Source organism: Candidatus Ponderosibacter sp. Uisw_141_02, from assembly GCF_048087665.1.
Taxonomy (GTDB): Bacteria; Pseudomonadota; Alphaproteobacteria; order Puniceispirillales; family Puniceispirillaceae; genus UBA3439.
This window is the reverse complement of the sequence record NZ_CP159807.1, coordinates 658,793-681,572: the sequence shown is the minus strand read 5'-3', so window position 1 is coordinate 681,572 and position 22,780 is coordinate 658,793. Positions and strand designations below refer to the sequence as shown.

At 51.2% G+C, this 22,780-nt stretch carries 32 protein-coding genes; all 32 read right to left on the bottom strand.

The annotated features are described in order from the left end of the window. Positions 1-31: 31 nt before the first annotated feature. The 32 genes from rplQ to rpoC all read right to left on the bottom strand — a co-directional run bounded on the left by rplQ (position 32) and on the right by rpoC (position 22,715). Positions 32-466, bottom strand: a complete 435-nt coding sequence (gene rplQ, locus ABXT40_RS03480) for a 50S ribosomal protein L17 (RefSeq protein ID WP_443646450.1) — start codon at positions 464-466, stop codon at positions 32-34. A 42-nt stretch (positions 467-508) separates the two neighbouring features. Continuing rightward, the gene (locus ABXT40_RS03475) at positions 509-1,522 is read right to left on the bottom strand and encodes a DNA-directed RNA polymerase subunit alpha (protein WP_443646449.1); all 1,014 of its coding nucleotides are present in this window, start codon (positions 1,520-1,522) and stop codon (positions 509-511) included. A gap of 81 nt (positions 1,523-1,603) precedes the next feature. Beyond that, positions 1,604-1,999 carry a 30S ribosomal protein S11 gene (gene rpsK, locus ABXT40_RS03470; RefSeq protein ID WP_443646448.1) on the bottom strand — a complete coding sequence of 132 codons (396 nt, stop codon included), beginning with the start codon at positions 1,997-1,999 and terminating at the stop codon, positions 1,604-1,606. 26 nt (positions 2,000-2,025) lie between these two features. Beyond that, positions 2,026-2,394 carry a 30S ribosomal protein S13 gene (gene rpsM, locus ABXT40_RS03465; protein ID WP_443646447.1) on the bottom strand — a complete coding sequence of 123 codons (369 nt, stop codon included), beginning with the start codon at positions 2,392-2,394 and terminating at the stop codon, positions 2,026-2,028. A gap of 143 nt (positions 2,395-2,537) precedes the next feature. Next, positions 2,538-3,104 (bottom strand): adenylate kinase, encoded by a 567-nt coding sequence (locus ABXT40_RS03460; protein ID WP_443646446.1) that lies wholly within the window; start codon positions 3,102-3,104, stop codon positions 2,538-2,540. Then, on the bottom strand, positions 3,105-4,439 hold the full coding sequence (gene secY / locus ABXT40_RS03455; protein ID WP_443646445.1) for a preprotein translocase subunit SecY: 1,335 nt from the start codon (positions 4,437-4,439) through the stop codon (positions 3,105-3,107). A gap of 17 nt (positions 4,440-4,456) precedes the next feature. After that, positions 4,457-4,930, bottom strand: a complete 474-nt coding sequence (rplO, locus tag ABXT40_RS03450) for a 50S ribosomal protein L15 (protein WP_443646444.1) — start codon at positions 4,928-4,930, stop codon at positions 4,457-4,459. Positions 4,931-4,982: 52 nt separating this feature from the next. Next, the gene (gene rpmD, locus ABXT40_RS03445) at positions 4,983-5,171 is read right to left on the bottom strand and encodes a 50S ribosomal protein L30 (protein WP_443646443.1); all 189 of its coding nucleotides are present in this window, start codon (positions 5,169-5,171) and stop codon (positions 4,983-4,985) included. Positions 5,172-5,185: 14 nt separating this feature from the next. Then, entirely contained in the window at positions 5,186-5,758 is a 573-nt protein-coding gene (gene rpsE, locus ABXT40_RS03440; protein WP_443646442.1) for a 30S ribosomal protein S5, read from the bottom strand. A gap of 12 nt (positions 5,759-5,770) precedes the next feature. Continuing rightward, positions 5,771-6,133, bottom strand: a complete 363-nt coding sequence (gene rplR, locus ABXT40_RS03435) for a 50S ribosomal protein L18 (protein ID WP_443646441.1) — start codon at positions 6,131-6,133, stop codon at positions 5,771-5,773. 9 nt (positions 6,134-6,142) lie between these two features. Then, positions 6,143-6,676, bottom strand: a complete 534-nt coding sequence (rplF, locus tag ABXT40_RS03430) for a 50S ribosomal protein L6 (protein WP_443646440.1) — start codon at positions 6,674-6,676, stop codon at positions 6,143-6,145. A gap of 12 nt (positions 6,677-6,688) precedes the next feature. Continuing rightward, complete coding sequence (gene rpsH, locus ABXT40_RS03425; protein WP_443646439.1) at positions 6,689-7,087, bottom strand: 30S ribosomal protein S8; 399 nt, start codon at positions 7,085-7,087, stop codon at positions 6,689-6,691. A gap of 16 nt (positions 7,088-7,103) precedes the next feature. After that, positions 7,104-7,409 (bottom strand): 30S ribosomal protein S14, encoded by a 306-nt coding sequence (gene rpsN, locus ABXT40_RS03420; protein ID WP_443646438.1) that lies wholly within the window; start codon positions 7,407-7,409, stop codon positions 7,104-7,106. An 18-nt stretch (positions 7,410-7,427) separates the two neighbouring features. Then, complete coding sequence (rplE, locus tag ABXT40_RS03415) at positions 7,428-7,973, bottom strand: 50S ribosomal protein L5 (protein WP_443646437.1); 546 nt, start codon at positions 7,971-7,973, stop codon at positions 7,428-7,430. Positions 7,974-8,002: 29 nt separating this feature from the next. After that, positions 8,003-8,320, bottom strand: a complete 318-nt coding sequence (gene rplX, locus ABXT40_RS03410; protein WP_443646436.1) for a 50S ribosomal protein L24 — start codon at positions 8,318-8,320, stop codon at positions 8,003-8,005. Next, the gene (gene rplN / locus ABXT40_RS03405; RefSeq protein ID WP_443646435.1) at positions 8,320-8,688 is read right to left on the bottom strand and encodes a 50S ribosomal protein L14; all 369 of its coding nucleotides are present in this window, start codon (positions 8,686-8,688) and stop codon (positions 8,320-8,322) included. Before rplN ends, rplX begins: the two co-directional genes overlap by 1 nt. A gap of 11 nt (positions 8,689-8,699) precedes the next feature. Next, complete coding sequence (gene rpsQ, locus ABXT40_RS03400; RefSeq protein WP_443646434.1) at positions 8,700-8,945, bottom strand: 30S ribosomal protein S17; 246 nt, start codon at positions 8,943-8,945, stop codon at positions 8,700-8,702. 12 nt (positions 8,946-8,957) lie between these two features. Next, positions 8,958-9,173 (bottom strand): 50S ribosomal protein L29, encoded by a 216-nt coding sequence (rpmC, locus tag ABXT40_RS03395; protein ID WP_443646433.1) that lies wholly within the window; start codon positions 9,171-9,173, stop codon positions 8,958-8,960. A 14-nt stretch (positions 9,174-9,187) separates the two neighbouring features. After that, positions 9,188-9,607, bottom strand: a complete 420-nt coding sequence (rplP, locus tag ABXT40_RS03390; protein WP_443646432.1) for a 50S ribosomal protein L16 — start codon at positions 9,605-9,607, stop codon at positions 9,188-9,190. Between the two features lie 18 nt (positions 9,608-9,625). After that, the gene (rpsC, locus tag ABXT40_RS03385) at positions 9,626-10,321 is read right to left on the bottom strand and encodes a 30S ribosomal protein S3 (RefSeq protein WP_443646431.1); all 696 of its coding nucleotides are present in this window, start codon (positions 10,319-10,321) and stop codon (positions 9,626-9,628) included. Between the two features lies 1 nt (position 10,322). Continuing rightward, entirely contained in the window at positions 10,323-10,700 is a 378-nt protein-coding gene (gene rplV / locus ABXT40_RS03380) for a 50S ribosomal protein L22 (protein ID WP_443646430.1), read from the bottom strand. A gap of 9 nt (positions 10,701-10,709) precedes the next feature. Beyond that, entirely contained in the window at positions 10,710-10,985 is a 276-nt protein-coding gene (gene rpsS / locus ABXT40_RS03375) for a 30S ribosomal protein S19 (protein WP_443646429.1), read from the bottom strand. Between the two features lie 15 nt (positions 10,986-11,000). Continuing rightward, the gene (gene rplB, locus ABXT40_RS03370; RefSeq protein WP_443646428.1) at positions 11,001-11,825 is read right to left on the bottom strand and encodes a 50S ribosomal protein L2; all 825 of its coding nucleotides are present in this window, start codon (positions 11,823-11,825) and stop codon (positions 11,001-11,003) included. A gap of 4 nt (positions 11,826-11,829) precedes the next feature. Next, positions 11,830-12,156, bottom strand: coding sequence for a 50S ribosomal protein L23 (locus tag ABXT40_RS03365; protein ID WP_443646427.1), 327 nt, complete (start codon positions 12,154-12,156; stop codon positions 11,830-11,832). Continuing rightward, positions 12,153-12,782, bottom strand: coding sequence for a 50S ribosomal protein L4 (rplD, locus tag ABXT40_RS03360; RefSeq protein ID WP_443646426.1), 630 nt, complete (start codon positions 12,780-12,782; stop codon positions 12,153-12,155). Before rplD ends, ABXT40_RS03365 begins: the two co-directional genes overlap by 4 nt. A gap of 5 nt (positions 12,783-12,787) precedes the next feature. Further along, positions 12,788-13,594 carry a 50S ribosomal protein L3 gene (gene rplC / locus ABXT40_RS03355; protein ID WP_443646425.1) on the bottom strand — a complete coding sequence of 269 codons (807 nt, stop codon included), beginning with the start codon at positions 13,592-13,594 and terminating at the stop codon, positions 12,788-12,790. A gap of 16 nt (positions 13,595-13,610) precedes the next feature. Beyond that, a complete protein-coding gene (gene rpsJ / locus ABXT40_RS03350; RefSeq protein WP_443646424.1) occupies positions 13,611-13,919 on the bottom strand; it encodes a 30S ribosomal protein S10 in 309 nt (102 codons plus the stop codon). Between the two features lie 66 nt (positions 13,920-13,985). Next, positions 13,986-15,176 carry an elongation factor Tu gene (gene tuf, locus ABXT40_RS03345; protein ID WP_443646408.1) on the bottom strand — a complete coding sequence of 397 codons (1,191 nt, stop codon included), beginning with the start codon at positions 15,174-15,176 and terminating at the stop codon, positions 13,986-13,988. A 29-nt stretch (positions 15,177-15,205) separates the two neighbouring features. Then, the gene (gene fusA, locus ABXT40_RS03340) at positions 15,206-17,344 is read right to left on the bottom strand and encodes an elongation factor G (RefSeq protein ID WP_443646423.1); all 2,139 of its coding nucleotides are present in this window, start codon (positions 17,342-17,344) and stop codon (positions 15,206-15,208) included. A 22-nt stretch (positions 17,345-17,366) separates the two neighbouring features. After that, a complete protein-coding gene (gene rpsG, locus ABXT40_RS03335) occupies positions 17,367-17,837 on the bottom strand; it encodes a 30S ribosomal protein S7 (RefSeq protein ID WP_443646422.1) in 471 nt (156 codons plus the stop codon). 12 nt (positions 17,838-17,849) lie between these two features. Then, positions 17,850-18,221 carry a 30S ribosomal protein S12 gene (gene rpsL / locus ABXT40_RS03330; protein ID WP_443646421.1) on the bottom strand — a complete coding sequence of 124 codons (372 nt, stop codon included), beginning with the start codon at positions 18,219-18,221 and terminating at the stop codon, positions 17,850-17,852. Between the two features lie 327 nt (positions 18,222-18,548). After that, the gene (gene rpoC / locus ABXT40_RS03325) at positions 18,549-22,715 is read right to left on the bottom strand and encodes a DNA-directed RNA polymerase subunit beta' (RefSeq protein WP_443646420.1); all 4,167 of its coding nucleotides are present in this window, start codon (positions 22,713-22,715) and stop codon (positions 18,549-18,551) included. Positions 22,716-22,780 lie beyond the last annotated feature (65 nt).

Here is a 22,780-nt window from a genome sequence, read left to right as displayed (position 1 = left end):
CACAATTTTACCCTGCGTTTCACGCCAGCGATTACGCTGCGGCTCCGGCTTCAACTTCGGTTGACTCATCCATTTCAACAGGGCCTGAATCCTTGCCGCGTGCATCTTCGTCACGATCGACAAGCTCAATAACTGCCATTGGTGCAGAGTCGCCATAACGGAAACCAGCTTTCAGCACCCGTGTATAGCCGCCTGCACGTTCTTGATAACGTGGGCCAAGAACATCAAACAGCTTTTTGGTCATGGCTTCGCAACGGATCCGTGCAAAGGCCAAACGGCGGGCATGAAGATCGCCGCGCTTGCCAAGCGTGATAAGACGTTCAACGACAGGGCGCAATTCCTTTGCCTTCGGCAAGGTTGTCACGATTTGTTCATGTTTGATCAAAGCCTGAGCCATGTTGCGGAACAACATTTGGCGATGCTGCGAGGTGCGGTTCAGTTTCCGGCCGGCATTACGATGACGCATTGTATTTCTCCTTAGTTCCTCTGGGGTGAGGCTGGTGTTCCGTTAAAACGGCTCATCCAAGCGTCGCGCCAATTCTTCAACGTTTTCCGGTGGCCAGTTGGTGATATCCATCCCAAGCTCAAGATTCATGCCTTTCAGCACTTCCTTGATCTCGTTCAGCGATTTCCGGCCAAAATTAGGTGTCCGAAGCATTTCATGCTCGGTTTTCAGAACCAGATCGCCAATATAGACGATATTGTCATTCTTCAGGCAATTTGCTGAACGAACAGACAGCTCAAGCTCATCAACCTTGCGAAGCAGGTTGCGGCTAAATGGCAACTCAGGCTCGGTTGGGGCTGGCTCACCTTTTGGCTCTTCAAAGTTAATGAAGGTCTGAAGCTGTTCCTGCAAAATACGCGCCGCATAAGCAACCGCATCTTCCGGTGTGATTGATCCATCAGTTTCGATGGTCAAAAGCAGCTTGTCATAATCGGTGATCTGGCCAACGCGGGCATTTTCCACTTTATAGGCAACCTGCAGAACTGGGCTGAAAATCGCATCAATCGGGATCAGGCCGATCGGTGAATCTTCGGAACGGTGAACGCTGGCAGGGACATAGCCTTTGCCAGTATCGACAGTCAGTTCCATTGCCAATTTCGCGCCCTTGTCCAAATGACAAAGAACATGGTCAGGATTCATAATGTCAACATTGGCTGTCTCGGTGATCATGCCGGCGGTCACGGTTGCCGGACCGTCAACATTCAAACGAAGCCGCTTTGGTCCCTCTTCGCCCATGCGAACCGCAACACCTTTGAGGTTTAGCACGAGGTCGGTTACGTCTTCACGAACGCCGGGGACCGACGAAAACTCATGGACAACGCCTTGGATCTGGACTGAAGTGACCGCAGCACCCTGCAGCGAAGACAACAGAACACGCCGCAATGCGTTACCAATGGTAACACCAAAGCCGCGCTCAAACGGGCCAACAGCAACAACGGCCTGACTAGGGTTATATTCGGAAACCTTGATTTCCATTTCGTCCGGCTTTTTGAGGTCTAGCCAATTCTTTTCAATCATGGCGATATCCTTTAATTCGAGATGAACCTGCAATCTGCCATACAGCAAATGCCGGTATTAAATTCAACAATAATGGCGGAATTAAACCCGGCGCCGTTTCCGCGGGCGACAACCATTATGTGGAATTGGGGTTACGTCACGGATTGATGTGACATTGAACCCAACTGACTGCAATGCACGAAGCGCAGACTCGCGCCCAGAACCCGGGCCGCGTACCTGAACATCAAGCGACTTCATGCCATGTTCAGCTGCCTTCTTGCCAGCATCTTCAGCCGCAAGCTGTGCGGCAAATGGTGTTGATTTCCGTGAGCCTTTAAAGCCCATGCCACCGGCCGACGCCCAAGCAATTGTATTGCCCTGAACATCAGTGATCGTAACCATTGTGTTGTTAAAGGTGGAATTCACATGCGCAACGCCACTGGTGATATTTTTCCGCTCGCGACGACGAACACGGCCTTGGCTTGGTTGTTTTGCCATTTGATTGGTCTCCTAAGTTCGCGTTGCTATTTCTTCTTACCGGCAATGGCCTTCGCAGGGCCTTTGCGGGTACGCGCATTTGTATGGGTACGCTGGCCACGGACCGGCAGATTGCGACGATGGCGAAGCCCACGCAAACAACCAAGATCAAGATAGCGCTTGATATTCATTGAAGTCTGACGACGAAGATCACCTTCAACAAGATGGTCGGCGTCAATAATATCGCGAAGACGAGTTAATTCCTCTTCCGACAGGTCATTGACGCGGCGTTCGTCTGGAACACTCGCCTTTGCACAGATATTTTTGGCACTGGTTGTCCCAATACCATGAATGTAAGTCAGTGCGATCTCGACCCGTTTTTTGGTCGGAATATTTACACCAGCAATTCGTGCCACAGCCTGGCTCCTTTTCAACTCACGACTATCTTCATCGGTCTTCCGCGACGCGGAACCCATTTCGCCAGATTCATCGGGCTTTCCCTTTGAAGGCGGCGAATTATAGGCCTAAACCTGAAACAGTCAACCTTAACGCAAACGCGTTATCCTAAAATTCGATCTATTTGTGACGCGACTTCATCAATTGAATTCATCCCGTCAACAGTCTTCAACACCCCTTTACCCGCATAATACGGAAGCAACGGTGCTGTATTCTCATGATATACCGCCAAACGCTTGCGCAATGTGTCGGCATTGTCATCACTTCTGGCACCGCCAGTTTCGGCAGCGCGGTTTTCGATGCGCGCAAAGAGCGCAGCTTCGTCAACCTTAATTTCAATTACACAATCAAGGGCAAGACCCTTGCTGTCCAGCATCTCGTCAAGCGCATGCGCCTGTGCCACTGTGCGCGGAAACCCGTCCAGAATAACGCCATTGGCGCAATCATCATCATCCATACGCGCCGCGATCATCCCAAGGATAATATCGTCAGATACAAGATCGCCCCGATCCATAATGTCTTTGGCGCGAAGCCCAAGATCGGTTCCGGCAGCAATCGCCGCGCGAAGCATATCACCAGTTGACAATTGAACAAGCCCGCGACCCGCAACAAGCCTCTCCGCCTGCGTACCCTTACCAGCACCCGGTGCGCCAAACATAATAATATTCATCTATCTGCGCCCTTTCAAACGAGACTTCTTCACTAGACCTTCATATTGATGTGCCAGCAAATGCGACTGGATCTGACCAACCGTATCTAATGTTACCGTTACAACGATCAGCAAGGATGTACCACCAAAATAAAAAGGGACGGCATATTTACTAATCAGCAGTTCTGGCAGGATACAAATCGCCGATAGATAGGCAGCGCCAAGAACAGTCAAACGGGTCAGCACAAAATCAAGATAGTCCGCGGTCGATTTCCCTGGACGGATGCCCGGGATATAGCCGCCATACTTCCGCAAATTCTCGGCTGTGTCTTCAGGATTGAACACAATCGCTGTGTAGAAGAATGCAAAGAACACGATCATCGATACATAGATCAGCAGATAAAGTGGCTGTCCGCGACCCAACATTGCATTCAAGGCAACAAGCCAATCAGCACCGCCAGCCTGTCCGCCGGTTAGATTAATGATCGATACTGGCATCAGCAAAAGCGATGAGGCAAAAATCGGCGGGATCACACCCGGAACATTGATCTTTAGCGGCAGGAACGACTGATCACCGCCAAACACTTTATTGCCATGTTGGCGCTTTGGATATTGCACAAGGATCTTGCGTACCGACCGTTCGATAAACACGATAAAGGCAATCACCGCAGCCGCCATCACAAATAGCAACACAATCAACAATGAAGACAAAGCACCAGTGCGGCCGAGTTCAAGAGTACCGGCAAGCGCGGTTGGCAGATTGGCTACAATGCCGGCAAAAATGATAAGCGAGATACCATTGCCAACGCCGCGGCTGGTGATTTGTTCGCCAAGCCACATCAAGAACAGCGTTCCACCAACGAGCGTGACAACCGTGGTCACACGGAAAAACAATCCCGGATCATCGACAACGCCGCTGGCTGATTCAAGACCAACCGCAATGCCATAGCCCTGAACAGTGGCCAATAACACGGTTAAATAGCGGGTATATTGATTGATCATCTTACGACCAGCTTCGCCATCCTTTTTCAAGGCTTCAAGCGAAGGCACAATCGCGGTCATGAGCTGCATGATAATCGATGCCGTAATATAGGGCATGATATTAAGCGCAAAAATGGTCATCCGGCTAAGCGCGCCACCTGAGAACATGTCAAACATGCCCAAAATGCCGCTTGATTGCTGCGAAAAGATATCGGCAAGCGCGCCCGGATCAATACCTGGCAAAGGCAAATAGGTGCCAAGCCGGTAAATGATCAGCGCACCAACAGTAAACCAGAGACGCTTTTTCAGCTCGTCGGCTTTTGCCAACGCGCCAAACCCTGCGCCTGCTGCCATGCGGTCTGTTGATGATGCCATATGCTTTGTCTACCTAACTATTCGGCTGAAACGGCAGGGACAATGATCTTGCCACCAGCTTTTTCGACGGCTTCAACAGCTGCTTTAGACGCACCAGCTGCGTGAATCTCAACCTTTTTCGCGGTCAATTCGCCTTTAGCTAGGATCCGAACACCGTCCCGCATCTTTGAGATGACGCCGGCGCTTACCAATGTTGCGGCATCAACCGGCTTGCTGGCATCCAGCTTGCCTGAATCGATTGCGGCTTGCAGACGGCCAAGGTTAACCTCGACATAATTCTTGCGGAAAATATTATTGAAACCGCGCTTTGGCAAACGGCGATGGATCGGCATCTGGCCACCCTCAAAACCGTTGATTGACACACCTGAGCGTGCCTTCTGGCCCTTATGGCCACTGCCTGATGTCTTGCCGGTTCCCGAACCAATACCACGGCCAACCCGCTTGGCGTTCTTTGTTGCGCCTGGATTGTCTCTGACTTCGTTCAATTTCATTTGTCACTCCTGCCAGTGCGCCACTCAAAAGCGCTCTGCTGATAAAAACCGTTTACTGTTGTTCAACCCGAACCAGATGTTTGACCTTGTTGATCATACCGCGGACCGATGCTGTGTCTTCCAGCTCGCGGGTACGGCCAATTTTGTTCAGCCCAAGCCCAATCAGGGTCAAGCGCTGGTCAGCCTTACGGCCAATTGCGCTTTTTGTCTGGGTGACAATCACTGTTGCTTTGGCAGCCATCTTACTCTCTCCTGTTAGGATGCAGCGGCGTCGTCGCCGGTCGCAGCCTTATCTTCACGTTTCACAAGAATGTCGCCAACGCGCTTGCCGCGCTTTTGCGCCACAGCCCGTGGTGCCTGGATATGGTTCAATGCTGAAAAAGTCGCTTTGATCATATTATGTGGGTTCGAGCTGCCGATTGACTTGGCAACGATATCCTGAATGCCAAGCACCTCAAAAACAGCTCGCATTGGGCCACCGGCGATAATTCCAGTACCAGCAGGTGCCGCACGAAGCAGAACCTTGCCTGCGCCGTAATTGCCCTTGTTGTCATGGTGCAATGTGCGACCATCACGAAGGGGAATACGAACCATATTGCGCTTGGCGCCTTCAGTTGCCTTGCGGATTGCTTCAGGAACCTCACGGGCCTTGCCTGTGCCGAAGCCAGCGCGGCCTTTGCCGTCACCAACCACAACCAATGCTGCGAAACCAAACCGGCGACCACCCTTGACAACTTTAGCCACACGGTTAATGCCAACCAACTTTTCGAGCAACTCGGGCTCTTCGCGCTCCTGGCCACGGTCCCGTCTGTCGTTATTGCGTGCCATCAATCGTGCTCCCTAGAATTTCAAACCGGCTTCGCGCGCGGCTTCAGCCAACGCCTTGACCCGGCCGTGGAAAATGTAACCGCCGCGGTCGAAAACCACTGCGTCAATGCCTTTTGCCTTGGCGCGCTCGGCGACCAATTTGCCAACCACGCTTGCTGCGGCGACATCGGCTGTCTTGCTTGATGCTGACTTGAAATCGGCGTCAAGTGTCGAAGCTGCTGCCAAAGTGATACCGGCAGTGTCATCAATAACCTGAGCATAGATATGCTTTGATGAACGATGCACAGACAAACGAAGCTGTCCTTTGCAGGTCTGGCGTAGCTTGGAACGGGTCCGCTGACGGCGGCGTTCAAATAATTCTTTAGATGTAAACATGACCTGCCCCTACTTCTTCTTGCCTTCTTTGCGGACAATATGCTCTTCAGCATATTTCACACCCTTGCCCTTGAATGGCTCAGGTGGACGCTTGGACCGAATTTCAGATGCGAACTGACCAAGCAATTGCTTGTCAGCACCGGTGATTGTGATTGACGTGTTGTTTTCAACAACCGCAGTCAAACCGGCAGGAACATCCATCTCAACAGGGTGGCTAAACCCAAGACTAAGCACAATTTTATTGCCCTGCATTGCCGCACGATAACCAACACCGTTGATTTCCAATTTGCGGGTAAAGCCACTACCAACACCGACAACCATATTGCTGATTGACGCACGCATTGTACCCCATAGCGATAGGGCAAGCTTGGTTTTGCGCTTTGGCTTTAAGGTGGCAATATTATCGGCAATGCTTAACTCGACCTCACTGTGAAGTGGGGCGCTGAGCTCACCGTTTTTTCCTTTGGCGACGATCATACCGTCCTGCTGTGACAAGGTCACATCAGCCGGGATGACAATCGCACTATTTCCGATACGAGACATGCGAACAGCTCCTTAAAATACGTGGCAGAGGACTTCGCCGCCAACTTTCGCTGTGCGGGCCTCATTGTCAGACAGGACACCACGCGGAGTAGACAAGATGGCAATGCCAAGACCATTGTACACCCGCGGCAAGTCGCGAAGACCGAAATATACGCGACGACCCGGACGGGATACGCGCTTGATTTCAGAAATCACTGGCTGACCTTCATGATATTTCAGCTCGATCTTTAGCTCTTTCAGGCCCGGACGGATATCAACGCTTGAATAATTGCGGATATAGCCTTCGCGTTTCAGAACTTCTAGAACATTGCTGCGGAACCGTGATGCCGGGCTAGAGACGACGCTTTTGCGTGCGTTCTGACCGTTACGGATGCGTGTTAGCATATCGCCAAGAGGATCACTCATAGACATTTGCTTTATCTCCTCTTTACCAGCTTGACTTCACAACGCCCGGAACCTGACCCATTGAGGCCAAATCACGAAGGGCGATACGAGACATTCTAAGTTTACGGTCATAACCACGTGGACGGCCTGAGACCTCACACCGGTTACGAATACGAATTTTTGCACTATCGCGTGGCTCATCAGCCAGCTTGAGAACAGCCTGGAAACGATCTTCCATTGACACATTCTTGTCGGCGATGATTGCCTTTAATGCAGCGCGACGAGCACCACGGGCGGCAACGATACGCTTGCGCTTGTTATTTTTTTCAACGGCGCTTTTCTTAGCCATGATTAAACCCCTTTGCTCTTACGCTTTAACGAACGGGAACTGAAAACCTACGAGTAATTCGCGGGCCTCATCGTCCGTCGTTGCTGATGTCACCACAATGATATCCATTCCGCGGATCTCATCTACCTGGTCATAATCGACCTCGGGGAAAATGATCTGCTCTTTTACACCCATGGCATAATTGCCACGACCATCAAAGCTCTTACCATTCAAACCGCGGAAGTCACGAACCCGAGGAAGGGCAATATTTACCAGCCGATCGAGAAATTCATACATATGCTCGCGGCGCAATGTGACCTTACAGCCAATTGGCATCCCTTCGCGCAATTTGAAAGCCGCATTAGCCTTCTTTGAACGAGTGATAACCGGCTTCTGGCCAGTAATTGCAGCGAGCTCACGGGCAGCATGTTCGACTTTTTTCGAGTCGCGAACCGCTTCACCAACACCCATATTAATGACAATCTTCTCGAGCTTTGGCGCCTGCATAGCATTGGCATAACCAAATTTCTCAATCAGAGCCGGGCGAACTGCCGTCAGATAATGTTCTTCTAAACGCGTCTTCATCTCAGCTTTTTCACTCCTTACCCTTGGACTTACGCCAGGGCTTTTCCGGAACGGCGAGCGATCCGGACTTTTGTACCATCTTTTACCTCATAACCGACACGCGTTGCTGTGCCGCTATCAGGATCGATATGTGCAACATTCGAAATATGCAAAGGCGCTTCCATCGAAATAATGCCACCTGTGTCTGTCTGGGTTGCGCGGCGATGGCGCTTGACCATATTGATCCCCTGAACACGAACACGCGACTCGGCTCGAAGCACTTCAAGCACCTCACCCTTTTTGCCTTTGTCACGACCGGTAGTGACAATTACCTGATCGCCTTTTTTGATTTTAAACTTCTCAGCCATTACAGCACCTCCGGTGCCAGAGAAATGATCTTCATGAACTTGCGGCCACGCAACTCGCGGGTCACAGGGCCAAAAATACGTGTGCCAATCGGCTCGTCCTGTTTGTTCAGCAAAACAGCGGCGTTCCGGTCAAAACGAATGGCACTGCCGTCCGCCCGGCGGATTTCTTTGGCTGTCCGTACGATCACCGCACGATGAACATCACCTTTTTTCACCTTGCCGCGGGGAATGGCTTCTTTGACCGAAACAACGATCACATCACCAACGCCAGCGACCTTACGGCCTGAACCACCAAGCACCTTGATACACTGGACGCGACGCGCACCAGAATTATCGGCAACTTCAAGATTTGACTGCATTTGAATCATGTCAGTCTCTCCTAGTTTTTCGCTGCATCGTCATAGACCACTTCATGGGTCTTAGACTTTGAAACAGGTGGGCATTCACGAATGCGAACAGAATCACCTTCTTTAAAGCGGTTTTCAGCGTCATGGGCTGCAAACTTCTTCGATTTGGTAATAATCTTTTTATACACCGGATGCATGATGCGACGCTCGACGCGGACGGTTACCGTCTTATCGCCTTTATCGCTCACAACAGTGCCTTGCATGGTACGCTTTGGCATAACTAGACTTCCCTATTTTGCTGCATTTTCTGAACTGGCTTTTTGGCCAAGCACAGTTTTGATGCGGGCGATCTCACGGCGCACAATCTTGGCCCGTGTTGGATTTTCGACCTGACCACCAGCGGCCTGAAAGCGCAGATTGAACTGCTCTTTTTTCAGATCAATAAGCTGTGTCTTCAGCTCATCTGGGGTCTTTGCGCGAAGCGCTTCAGCTTTAACAATTGCCATCGGTGCTTCCCTTCTTAATCAGTATCGCCAAGGCGACGAACAATCCGCGTGTCCAGCGGTAATTTTGCGGCTGCTAGGGTAAATGCCTCTTTCGCCAAATTCCAAGGAACACCGTCAATCTCAAACATGATGCGGCCAGGCTTTACGCGGGCCACCCAAAATTCTGGTGAGCCTTTACCTTTACCCATCCGTACTTCGGCAGGCTTGCTCGATACAGGCACATCAGGAAAAATCCGAATCCAGACACGACCGGCACGACGCAGGTGACGTGTAATGGCACGACGTGCAGCCTCGATTTGACGTGCTGTTACACGCTCAGGCGTTACGGCCTTAAGACCGTAAGAACCAAAATTCAGCTGCGTTCCACCCTTTGCAAGACCGTGAATCCGGCCTTTATGGGCTTTGCGAAATTTTGTACGCTTTGGCGAAAGCATCTACTTATCTCCTAAGACTTAACCGTTGCCGCGTGGTGCTGGGCCAGACTGCTGCTCGGCCATCCGCTTATCCTGGGCCATTGGGTCATGAGCCATGACCTCACCCTTAAATATCCAAACCTTGATGCCGCAGGCACCATAGGTTGTGAATGCTGTTGCTTCACCGTAATCAACTTCGGCGCGCAATGTATGAAGGGGAACGCGGCCTTCGCGATACCATTCAGTACGCGCGATCTCGGCACCACCGAGACGACCAGCGCAGTTGATCCGAACACCCAACGCACCAAGACGCATTGCCGATTGAACGGCGCGCTTCATCGCACGGCGGAAACCGACCCGGCGCTCAAGCTGCTGTGCAATGTTCTCGGCAACCAATTTGGCATCAATCTCAGGCTTGCGAACCTCAACAATGTTCAGGCTAACCTCGCCACCGATGCGGCTTGACAGATCAAGGCGCAACTTTTCGATGTCCTGACCCTTTTTACCAATGATCAGACCCGGACGGCCAGCATGAATGGTCACGCGGGCACGGCCAGCTGGACGCTCGATCACAACGCGGCTGATAGCTGCCTGCTTGAGGCGATCCATCAAATATGCGCGAAGCTTAATGTCTTCGTGAAGCAACTGCCCATAGTTACGGCCAGCATACCAGCGCGAATCCCATGTCCGGTTAATACCGACACGCAGGCCGATTGGCTTGACTTTCTGACCCATCCTACTGCTCTCCTCTTTCACCGACGATGATCGTCAGGTGTGAAAATGGCTTTAAAATCCGTGCCCCGCGGCCCTTGGCCCGTGCGCGGAAACGCTTCATAACAAGACCCTTGCCAACATGCGCTTCTTTCACAAACAAACGGTCAACATCCAATGAATGGTTGTTTTCTGCATTGGCAATAGCTGATTGCAGCGCTTTTTTCACATCGCCAGAGATACGGCGGCGCGAGAATGACAAAGCGGCAATCGCTTTATTCACATCCATGCCCCGGATCATTGTCGCAACAAGATTCAGCTTTTGTGGGCTGACGCGCAGATTGCGAACGACAGATTTTGCTTCACTGTCGGCCAAGCTGCGTGGATTTGATTGCTTACCCATAACCTACCCCTAACGCTTTGATTTCTTGTCGGCGGCATGGCCGTAATAAGTGCGGGTAGGCGAAAATTCACCAAGCTTGTGTCCAACCATTTCTTCCGAAACAGACACAGGGATGAATTTATTGCCGTTATGCACACCAAATGTAAGCCCCACAAACTGCGGCATAATCGTTGAACGACGTGACCATGTTTTGATCACTTCGTTTCGACCAGACTCGCGAACCTTGTCCGCTTTCTTCAACAAATGCCCATCAACAAACGGGCCTTTCCAAACTGAACGTGCCATGATTAAGAATGACCCTTATGGCTTGCGACGCCGCACAATCAGGCGGTCAGTCTTCTTGTTAGAACGAGTACGCTTGCCCTTGGTTGGCTTACCCCAAGGTGTTACCGGATGACGGCCACCTGACGTACGACCCTCTCCACCACCATGCGGGTGATCAACAGGGTTCATAACCACGCCGCGTACATGCGGGCGACGGCCAAGCCAGCGGTTACGGCCAGCCTTACCAATTTTGATGTTCTGCTGGTCAGGGTTTGATACAGCACCGATAGATGCCATACACTCCGACCGAACTAAACGAACTTCACCAGATGTCAGGCGCAAAATCGCGTAACCGCGGTCACGACCAACAAGCTGGATATAGGTTCCGGCTGAACGTGCCAGCTGACCACCCTTTCCCGGCTTCAATTCGACATTATGGATCAACGTTCCAACTGGAATATTGGCCAACGGCAGGGCGTTGCCCGGCTTGATGTCCGACCCAATGCCTGCGCGAACCTTATCACCAACTGACAACCGCTGTGGTGCAAGAATATAGCTTTGTTCGCCATCTTCATAAGTGATGAGTGCGATGAATGCGGTCCGGTTCGGATCATATTCAATCCGCTCAACAGCCGCAAACATGCCAGTTTTGGTGCGCTTGAAATCGATCAGGCGATAACGGCGCTTATGGCCACCACCTTTTTGCCATGCAGTCACGTGACCCGAATTATTACGGCCACCTGTCTTTGACAGACCCTCAGTCAACTTTTTAACCGGACCACCCTTGTAAAGGGCAGATTTGTCAACAAGGACAAGATTCCGCTGGCTTGGGGTTGTTGGATTAAATTTCTTTAACGCCATCTGATTAAACTCCCATCAGGTCAATATTCTGACCCTCAGCCAATGTGACCATTGCCTTTTTCATGTCAGAGCGACGACCCGGCCGACCTTTAAAGGTTTTGGCCTTGCCCTTTTGGACAATCGTATTCACCGCAGTGACCTTGACATTAAACAGCATTTCAACTGCTGCCTTGATTTGTGGCTTGGTTGCTGTAATCGCAACCGCAAAGGTTACCTGACCGTGCTCATTCGCCATCGTCGCCTTTTCGGTGATGATTGGACGAAGGATCGTGTCATAGGCAGCCGCCTTTGTGACCACAGTTGTTACTGGCTTGCGCGCACGAACACTCATTTCAGGCGCTCCTCAAGATGGGCCGCAGCATCCTTGGACAGAACCAGAACATCGCGACGCAGGATATCATATACATTAATGCCCTGCTGTGGCAGCACATCAACCAACGGAATGTTACGCGCAGCCTTAACAAAGCCTGCATCCAACTCAGCGCCACCAATAATCAGCGCGTTTTCAGCACCAAGCTTAACCAGCTGCTCGCGAAGCTTTGCTGTCTTACCAGCAGATTTGCCAGTTGACGCCAAACTATCAAGAACCAGCAATTTGCCTTCAGCGGCCTTTGTCGACAAAGCCGAACGCAGACCAAGCTGGCGCACCTTCTTTGGCAGAGCGTGACCATGATCACGGACAACCGGGCCATGAACAACACCACCACCACGGAACTGGACAACAGCGGCAGAACCGTGACGTGCGCGGCCAGTGCCCTTCTGTTTGAACATTTTGGCTGTAGTAATTGCCACTTCAGCGCGCGACTTCACCTTATGTGTGCCAGCGCGACGTTTGGCAAGCTGCCACTTCACCACCCGCGCAACAATATCGGCACGTGGTGCGACCCCAAAGACTGCATCGGCAAGCGTAATGTCGCCAGCGGCCTTGTTGTCGATTGTTTTCACATCAATCTTCATGACCCTTATTCCTTCTCGGCTTCGGCATCAGCAGCGGCTGGTGCCTCGGCAACAGCCTCGTCAGATGAAACCGCATCAACAGCAGACTCTTCAGCCGCAACATCCTCGGCCGGTGCTTCATCGCTAGAAGGAGCCAGATCTGACAGCAGACCCGCCGGGAATGGCGCAGCATCAGGACGTGCCACCTTGATAGCATCACTGATCAAAACCCAACCATTCTTTGGCCCCGGAACCGAACCGCAAAGCAGGACGACACCTTCGTCATTATCAACAGCAACAACTTCGATATTTTGCGTGGTGTTGCGCGACGCACCCATATGGCCAGCCATCTTCTTGCCTTTAAACACCTTGCCCGGATCCTGACACTGGCCAGTTGAACCGTGCGAGCGATGCGAAACCGACACACCATGCGATGCGCGAAGACCAGCAAAATTGTGACGCTTCATCGCACCGGCAAAACCCTTACCCTGCGTTGTGCCAACAACATCAACTTTCTGACCAGCAACAAAATGCGATGGTACTAAAGTCGAGCCGATTTCGAGAACCGCATCATCGCCAACCCGAAATTCGGCCAGCTTTGCCTTTGGCAATACATTGGCTTTTGCAAAATGGCCACGCATCGGCTTTGATACGTTCTTTGCCTTGGCAACACCCGCGCCAAGCTGAACAGCTGTATAGCCATCCCGGTCCTTGCTACGAACTGCCACCACTTGGACATCGTCGAGTTTCAGAACGGTAACCGGCACATGGTGGCCAGCATCGTTAAACACGCGTGTCATTCCCAATTTACGGGCGATAATGCCGCTACGCATAACTCTGGTCCCTTCCCTAGAGCTTAATCTCGACATCGACACCGGCCGCAAGATCGAGCTTCATCAGCGCGTCAACGGTCTGTGGTGTTGGGTCGATAATATCCAATAGACGCTTATGCGTACGAATTTCGAACTGCTCGCGGCTTTTCTTGTCGATATGCGGCGAGCGAAGCACGGTCATGCGGCGCATGTTGGTCGGCAGCGGGATAGGCCCACGCACTTCAGCACCTGTACGCTTGGCCGTGTTCACGATCTCTGCCGTGGACTGGTCAAGAATACGGTGATCAAATGCCTTCAATCGGATTCTGATATTCTGGGTTTCCATAACTGCCTTACCTCGTTTGGATAAACAAAGAAGGGCGAAAATACGCCCCTCTTAACTATAGCCTAATTATTTAATAACCGTTGCGACGACGCCGGCACCAACGGTGCGGCCACCTTCGCGGATCGCAAAGCGAAGACCTTCATCCATCGCGATTGGCGCAATCAATGTCACAGTCATGGCAATGTTATCACCAGGCATAACCATCTCGGTACCTTCCGGCAATTCCACAGATCCGGTCACATCAGTTGTGCGGAAATAGAATTGTGGACGATAGTTCGAGAAAAACGGTGTATGACGACCGCCCTCATCCTTGGTCAGAACATAGGCCTCACATTTGAATTCAGTATGTGGCGCAATTGAACCCGGCTTACACAGTACCTGACCACGCTCAACATCTTCACGCTTGGTACCACGAAGAAGCACACCAACATTATCGCCAGCTTCGCCCTGATCCAAAAGCTTGCGGAACATCTCAACACCAGTACAGGTTGTCTTGACGGTGTCCTTCAGACCAACAATCTCGATCTCTTCACCAACATTCACAATGCCGCGCTCAATACGACCAGTCACAACCGTACCACGACCCGAAATTGAAAACACATCCTCAATCGGCATCAAGAATGGCTGATCCTTCGGACGCTCTGGCTGCGGAATGTAACTATCAACAGCTTCCATCAATGCCTTGATCGCCTCACGACCAATGGTCTCATTGCTATCTTCCAATGCTGCCAAGGCTGAACCACGAACGATCGGAATATCATCGCCAGGGAAATCATATGATGACAACAGCTCGCGAATTTCCATCTCAACAAGCTCAAGCAACTCTTCATCGTCAACCTGATCAACCTTGTTCATGAATACGCACAATGCCGGAACACCAACCTGACGCGCCAACAAGATATGCTCCCGGGTCTGCGGCATTGGCCCATCAGCTGCTGATACAACCAAAATCGCACCATCCATCTGCGCCGCACCAGTGATCATGTTCTTCACATAATCGGCGTGACCCGGACAATCCACATGCGCATAGTGACGGTTTGCTGTCTCATACTCAACATGCGCTGTTGAAATTGTGATACCGCGGGCGCGCTCTTCAGGCGCCTTGTCAATCTGGTCATAAGCTGAATATTCAGCGCCGCCAGACTCAGCCAGAATCTTTGTGATCGCTGCGGTCAGTGAAGTCTTGCCATGATCAACATGGCCAATTGTGCCAATGTTGCAATGCGGCTTGGAACGGTCAAACTTTTCCTTGGACATCTTATCTGCTCTCCTGCTCTTTGGTTCGGTTAGGCCATCTTGGCGCGGACTTCATCCGCAACCGCTTGAGGCACTTGTTCGTAATGGTCAAAAGTCATTGAATATTGGGCGCGGCCTTGGCTCATTGAGCGCAAAGTGTTGATATAGCCAAACATATTGGCAAGCGGCACCATCGCATCGATTGCCCGCGCGTTGCCCCGCTGGTTCATGCCCCCAACATTGCCACGACGGCTGTTCAGATCGCCGATGATATCACCCATATATTCTTCAGGGGTCAGAACCTCGACCTTCATGACTGGCTCAAGCAATTTCGGGCTTGCCTTGTTCATGGCTTCACGGAAAGCAGCGCGACCTGCAATCTCAAAGGCCAGAACAGACGAGTCAACGTCATGACTTGCGCCGTCAATAAGCTCGGCCTCGAAGTCAATCACAGGGAAACCAGCGATTGTGCCTGAATCCTTTGCCTGATTGATGCCTTTTTCAACACCCGGTACATATTCTTTTGGAACCGATCCACCAACAACTGAATTGCTGAACTGGAAACCGCCCTCGGCCAAAGGCGCAAACCGGATTTTAACCCGTGCGAACTGACCTGAACCACCAGACTGCTTCTTGTGGGTATAATCAACTTCAACTTCTTTGGTGATGGTCTCGCGATAAGCAACCTGCGGCGCGCCAATATTGGCTTCGACCTTAAATTCACGCTTCAGGCGATCGACCAAGATATCGAGGTGCAATTCACCCATACCACGCATAATGGTCTGGCCCGATTCAAAATCAGTGCTGACCTGGAAAGAAGGATCTTCGGCAGCCAAACGCGCAAGACCTGCACCCATTTTTTCCTGGTCGTTCTTTGTCTTTGGCTCAATCGCGATCTCGATAACCGGATCAGGGAAGGTCATTGTTTCAAGAACAACTGGCTTCAACGGGTCACACAAAGTGTTACCTGTCGTGCTATCCTTCATGCCAGCAAGCGCGACAATGTCACCTGCGAAGGCTTCTTCGATTTCTTCACGGTTGTTTGAGTGCATCATCATCATCCGGCCAACGCGCTCGCGCTTGCCTTTTGTTGAATTCAGCAGGCTGTCGCCTTTTTTCAAAACACCTGAATAGATGCGAACAAAGGTCAATGAACCAACAAATGGGTCATTCATGATCTTAAAAGCAAGGCCAGAGAACGGCTCAGCATCATTTGCACGCCGCTCAATGTTCCGAGTCTCAGTTGCATCATCTGGCGAAAAGCCAGTGTAGGCAGCAACGTCCAATGGGCCAGGCAAATAATCGATAACGCCGTTCAGCAAAGGCTGGACACCCTTGTTTTTGAAAGCCGATCCACACAAGACCGGAACAAAAGACATGTTCAATGTGCCTTTACGGATCAAACGCTGGATTGTCTCGACATCTGGCTCTTCGCCTTCAAGAAACTTCTCCATGACGTCATCGTCCTGCTCGATGATCAACTCGATCAACTCGGCGCGCATTTCAGCGGCTTTGTCGGCAAGCTCCGGACGGATATCATTCAAACGCCAAGTCGCGCCCAGATCTTCCGAATCCCAAACCCATTCCTGCATCGTCACAAGGTTGATAAGACCAGCGAATTCATTCTCAGCGCCGATTGGCAAATGCACAGGCAAAGGCTGCGCGCCAGTACGGTCTTTGATCATGTTGACACAGTTAAAGAAATCAGCGCCGATCTTGTCCATTTTATTGACGAAAACGATCCGCGGAACCTTGTACCGGTCAGCCTGACGCCAGACTGTCTCTGTTTGTGGCTCGACACCGGCATTCGCATCAAGAACGCAAACGGCGCCATCAAGAACCGCCAGTGAGCGCTCAACTTCAATCGTAAAGTCAACGTGGCCTGGTGTGTCGATGATGTTAAAGCGGAATTTTGCCGCCTCAGGATCATCACCATGCTCACCCGATGGATCGGTGCCGTTTTCGGTGCGGTACCAAAAACAGGTTGTCGCAGCAGAGGTAATGGTAATTCCACGCTCTTGCTCTTGCTCCATCCAATCCATGGTCGCATTGCCGTCATGCACTTCACCGATCTTGTGCGACCGGCCTGTGTAATAAAGAATCCGCTCAGTCGCAGTGGTCTTGCCAGCATCAATATGCGCCATGATGCCGAAATTGCGATAACGATCTAAAGTATATTCGCGTGCCATGATCTAGCTCCTACTAACTCAATTACCAGCGGTAATGTGAGAAAGCCCGATTTGCCTCGGCCATTTTATGGGTGTCTTCACGTTTTTTAACCGCGTTACCGCGATTATTGGCCGCATCCATCAACTCGCCTGATAGACGGTCAACCATTGTGGTCTCACCGCGTTTGCGCGAACTGTCAATCAACCAGCGGATTGCAAGAGCCTGTGCCCGCTCAGAGCGAACTTCGACCGGCACCTGATAGGTTGCCCCACCAACACGCCGCGAGCGAACCTCAAGATTAGGGCGCACATTTTCAAGCGCATCGTGAAAGATTTTAACTGGCTCATTGCCTGACTTTTCCTGAATACGGTCAAACGCACCGTAAACGATCTTTTCAGCCACTGAACGCTTGCCATCAAACATCAGGCAAGACATGAATTTTGAAACAACAGTGTCCTTGAACTTCGCATCAGGAAGAACTGGGCGTTTTACTGCTCTATGACGACGTGACATATCTGCCTCTTCTTACTTAGGACGCTTGGCGCCATATTTCGAACGACGCTGGCGACGATCACCGACGCCCTGTGTGTCCAAAGTACCGCGAATGATGTGGTAACGCACACCCGGAAGGTCTTTTACACGACCGCCGCAAATCATCACCACTGAGTGTTCCTGCAGATTATGCCCTTCACCAGGGATATAGCTGGAGACTTCAAACCCATTGGTAAGACGCACACGGGCGACCTTACGAAGCGCCGAGTTCGGCTTCTTCGGTGTTGTTGTGTACACTCTGGTGCATACGCCACGCTTTTGTGGACATGCTTCCATAGCCGGAACTTTGGTACGTGCTACCGGACGCTTGCGCCCGTGACGGATCAACTGGTTAATCGTTGGCATTCCTGCCCCTTTTTCTCGACCTAAACGCACAAAACGTGCAACAGGGCGGTTCTGCTCTAATTAGATATGAGCAGAACACCCATCCTTCTCCGCTGGCGGAGCCTCATTTTCGACACCTAATATTCTGACCTAGCGTCTAGATCGACCACTGTTTTGCAGCAGGGTGATCCACCACCTAAGTCCAAAAGGTTGCCGGATACTATTTTTTGCAGGGCGAGCGGTCAAGCGGTTTTTACGCCTTCCCCTCGGTTATCCGCATTTTTTTTCATTCGCCGCCAAATTCACGGTATCTGGCGGCGAATTCTTATATATTTGCCTCGACTTCGGTCAATTCTGTCTCAATTCGGTTACTTCAAGCGCCGGCGCGGCAGCTGCACGCTGTGCCATGATCGATTTATCACGATCTGCGGCGATCCGGCGAAGCCGATTCATGACCGACCCGGTTCCCGCGGGAATCAGGCGGCCAACGATCACATTTTCCTTCAAACCATCAAGCGTGTCTTCTTTTCCGCTTACCGCAGCTTCGGTTAACACTCTTGTTGTCTCTTGAAATGACGCAGCTGAAATAAAGCTGTTTGTCTGCAATGATGCCTTGGTGATACCAAGCAGGACGGGATGCGCTGTGGCTGGCCGCAGACCTTCAGCTTCAAGAGATGAATTGGCACGGGCAAACTCTTCACGATCAACCTGCTCACCATTCAAGAAGGTGCTATCAGCAGCGTCTTCAACCTCGACCTTTTGCAGCATCTGGCGAACGATCACTTCAATATGCTTGTCATCGATTTTCACACCTTGCAATCGGTACACATCCTGAACTTCCTTGACCAGATATTCAGCAAGCGCTTCGACACCAAGGATGCTAAGGATGTCATGCGGCACCGGGCTGCCATCTAGAAGCAAGTCACCCTTACGAACGACATCGCCCTCATTGACAGCAAGCGTACGGCCCTTTGGCAGCAGATATTCAACTGCATCAAGATCGCCATTTGTTGGCACAACCCGAATACGCCGCTTGGCTTTATAGTCATTGCCAAACTCGACCCGTCCCTCGCCTTCGGAAATAACAGCAAAATCCTTTGGACGACGTGCTTCAAACAATTCAGCAACGCGCGGAAGACCACCGGTAATGTCACGCGTCTTTGATGACTCGCGCGGGATACGCGCCAAAACATCACCCGCCTGTACCTTGGCACCATTCTCAACTGAAAGAATCGAACCAGCTGACAAGAAGTAACGTGCCTCAAGACCGTTTGTCAGGGTCAACACCTCACCTTTTTCATCACGAAGCGTGATGCGCGGGCGAAGATTGGCGCCACCAGCAGCCTGTTTCCAGTCAACCACTTCATTGCTCGAAATGCCCGTTGCGTCATCAGTGACTTCACGAACAGACACGCCCTCGGTCAAATCAACGAAATTGGCAACACCGTTCATTTCGGTAATGATTGGCATCGTGTATGGATCCCATTCAATCAAAATGGCACCAGCCGTAACTTCCTGACCGTCTTTGACCAGCAATTTACCACCATAAGGCAAACGGAAGCGTGAACGCTCACGCTCTTGCTCATCAAGAATCAGCAATTCGGTATTCCGGCTCATCACAATATTGCTGCCTGTCTTATCAACAACGAGTGATGCATCTTCCAGCTTCACAACACCGCCGATATTAGCTTCGATATTTGACTGTTCGGCACCACGCTGCGCCGCACCACCAACGTGGAAGGTACGCATCGTCAACTGTGTTCCCGGCTCGCCGATTGACTGGGCAGCAATAACACCGACCGCTTCACCGATATTCACATCCGTACCGCGGGCAAGGTCACGACCATAGCAATTGCCACAAATGCCTTTTTCGGCTTCACACAGCAGTGCCGAGCGAATCAATGCCTGATCAACACCTGATGACCCGATTGCCTCGGCATGTTCTTCAGTGACCATCTGGCCAGCGGCGACAAGGACATTGCCTGACTTCAAATCAATCAGATCTTCGGCAAGAACGCGGCCCAAGATACGATCATAAAGCGGATCAACAACATCACTGCCATTCATAACAGGGCGGATGGTGAGACCTTTATTCGTGCCACAATCGACCTCATGAACAATACAATCCTGCGCCACGTCAACAAGACGGCGGGTTAGATAACCCGAATTGGCTGTTTTCAGGGCAGTATCGGCAAGACCTTTTCGCGCACCATGAGTCGAGTTGAAATATTCCAGAACATTTAGGCCTTCTTTAAAGGACGAAATGATCGGCGTTTCAATAATCTCGCCAGACGGCTTTGCCATCAAACCACGCATACCGGCCAGCTGTTTAATCTGCGCGGCTGAACCACGCGCACCTGAATGCGCCATCATCCAAACCGAGTTGATTGGCTCGCCATCCTTGGTGGTAGAAATGCCCTTCATCATCTCGTCAGCAACAAGATCAGAACAACGCGACCAAACATCAACCACCTTGTTATATTTCTCGCCTTGTGTGATCAGGCCATCAAGATATTGCTGTTCAAAGGTTTTGACCTCTGTTTCAGCTTCAGAAACGTATTTTTCTTTCAATTCGGGTGTTGTCAGATCGGCAATACCAAATGAAATACCGGCGTCACACGCCTGACCAAAGCCAAGACTCATTAGACGGTCACAGAAAATCACCGTGTCTTTCTGACCACAATGGCGATAGACATGATCGATCACATCACTGACCTCTTTTTTGGTCATCAACTTGTTTACCAGCTCAAATGAACAGGCCGGATTGTCAGGCAACAAATCAGCCAGCTGCGCACGACCCGGTGTTGTTTCGATCACTTTCAGAACACGCGTTCCATCTTCGCTGTCGCGCGTTGGGACACGAGCTTTCACCTTGGCATGCAGGCTTACCGAGCCATTGCCAAGCGCAAGCAGGATTTCCTGAACATTCGAGAACATCATGCCCTCGCCCTTTTCATTGTCGCGTTCCATCGACATATAATAAAGGCCAAGAATGATATCCTGCGACGGCACAATGATTGGCTTACCGTTTGCAGGGCTCAAAATGTTGTTTGTCGACATCATCAGCACGCGGGCTTCAAGCTGAGCCTCAAGCGACAAAGGCACATGAACCGCCATCTGGTCACCGTCAAAGTCAGCATTAAACGCGGTACAAACAAGCGGGTGCAACTGGATTGCCTTGCCTTCGACAAGAACCGGCTCAAAGGCCTGAATGCCAAGACGGTGCAAAGTTGGCGCACGGTTCAGCATGACTGGATGTTCACGAATGACTTCTTCAAGAATATCCCACACTTCAGGACGTTCCTTTTCGACCATGCGTTTGGCCATTTTGACTGTGCTGGCAAGCGAATATAGCTCGAGCTTTGAATAGATAAACGGCTTGAACAGTTCGAGTGCCATTTTCTTTGGCAAGCCACACTGGTGCAGCTTTAACTCTGGGCCAACAACAATAACCGAACGACCTGAATAATCGACGCGCTTACCGAGCAGGTTCTGCCGGAAACGGCCCTGTTTGCCTTTCAGCATGTCAGATAGTGATTTCAGCGGACGCTTGTTAACACCGCTGATCACCCGGCCACGACGACCATTGTCAAACAGCGCATCAACTGATTCCTGCAACATCCGCTTTTCGTTACGAACGATGATATCAGGCGCACGAAGCTCGATCAGACGCTTTAGACGGTTATTCCGGTTAATCACGCGGCGATAAAGATCGTTCAGATCAGATGTGGCAAACCGGCCACCGTCAAGCGGCACCAATGGGCGCAGCTCGGGCGGAATTACCGGAACAACATCCATGATCATCCACTCAGGACGACAGCCTGATTCACGGAATGCATCAACAAGTTTTAGGCGCTTGACCAGCTTTTTACGCTTGGCTTCAGAACCGGTTTCGGCAAGATCGGTACAAATCTTGACACGCTCGACATCAAGATCAAGCTCTTCAAGAATTTTCTTGATCGCCTCGGCACCGATGCTGGCTTCAAAAGCGTCGTCGCCATACTCGTCCTGCGCATCATAGAATTCTTCCTCAGACAAAAGCTGGCCTTTAACCAGTGACGTCATGCCGGGTTCGATGACCACAAAATTTTCGAAATACAGAACCCGCTCAAGATCCTTTAGCGTCATATCAACAAGCAAACCAATGCGGCTCGGCAATGATTTCAAGAACCAGATATGGGCAACAGGCGCTGCCAATTCGATATGACCCATGCGCTCGCGCCGTACCTTTGACAAGGTCACTTCAACGCCGCATTTCTCGCAGATAATACCGCGATACTTCATGCGCTTATATTTACCGCACAAACATTCGTAATCTCGGACAGGGCCAAAGATACGGGCGCAGAAAAGACCGTCTTTTTCTGGCTTAAAGGTACGATAATTGATGGTTTCAGGCTTTTTAATCTCACCAAATGACCATGAACGTATACGCTCAGGTGCGGCGATTGAGATTCTGATCTTGTCAAAGCTTTGTGGGCCTTGGGACTGCCCGAAAGGGTTCATCAAATCATTCATCTATTTATCTCCCCAACATTAGTTGGTGTCGTGTGAGTCAATTGCGTTTAGGTCAGCCAGACCAG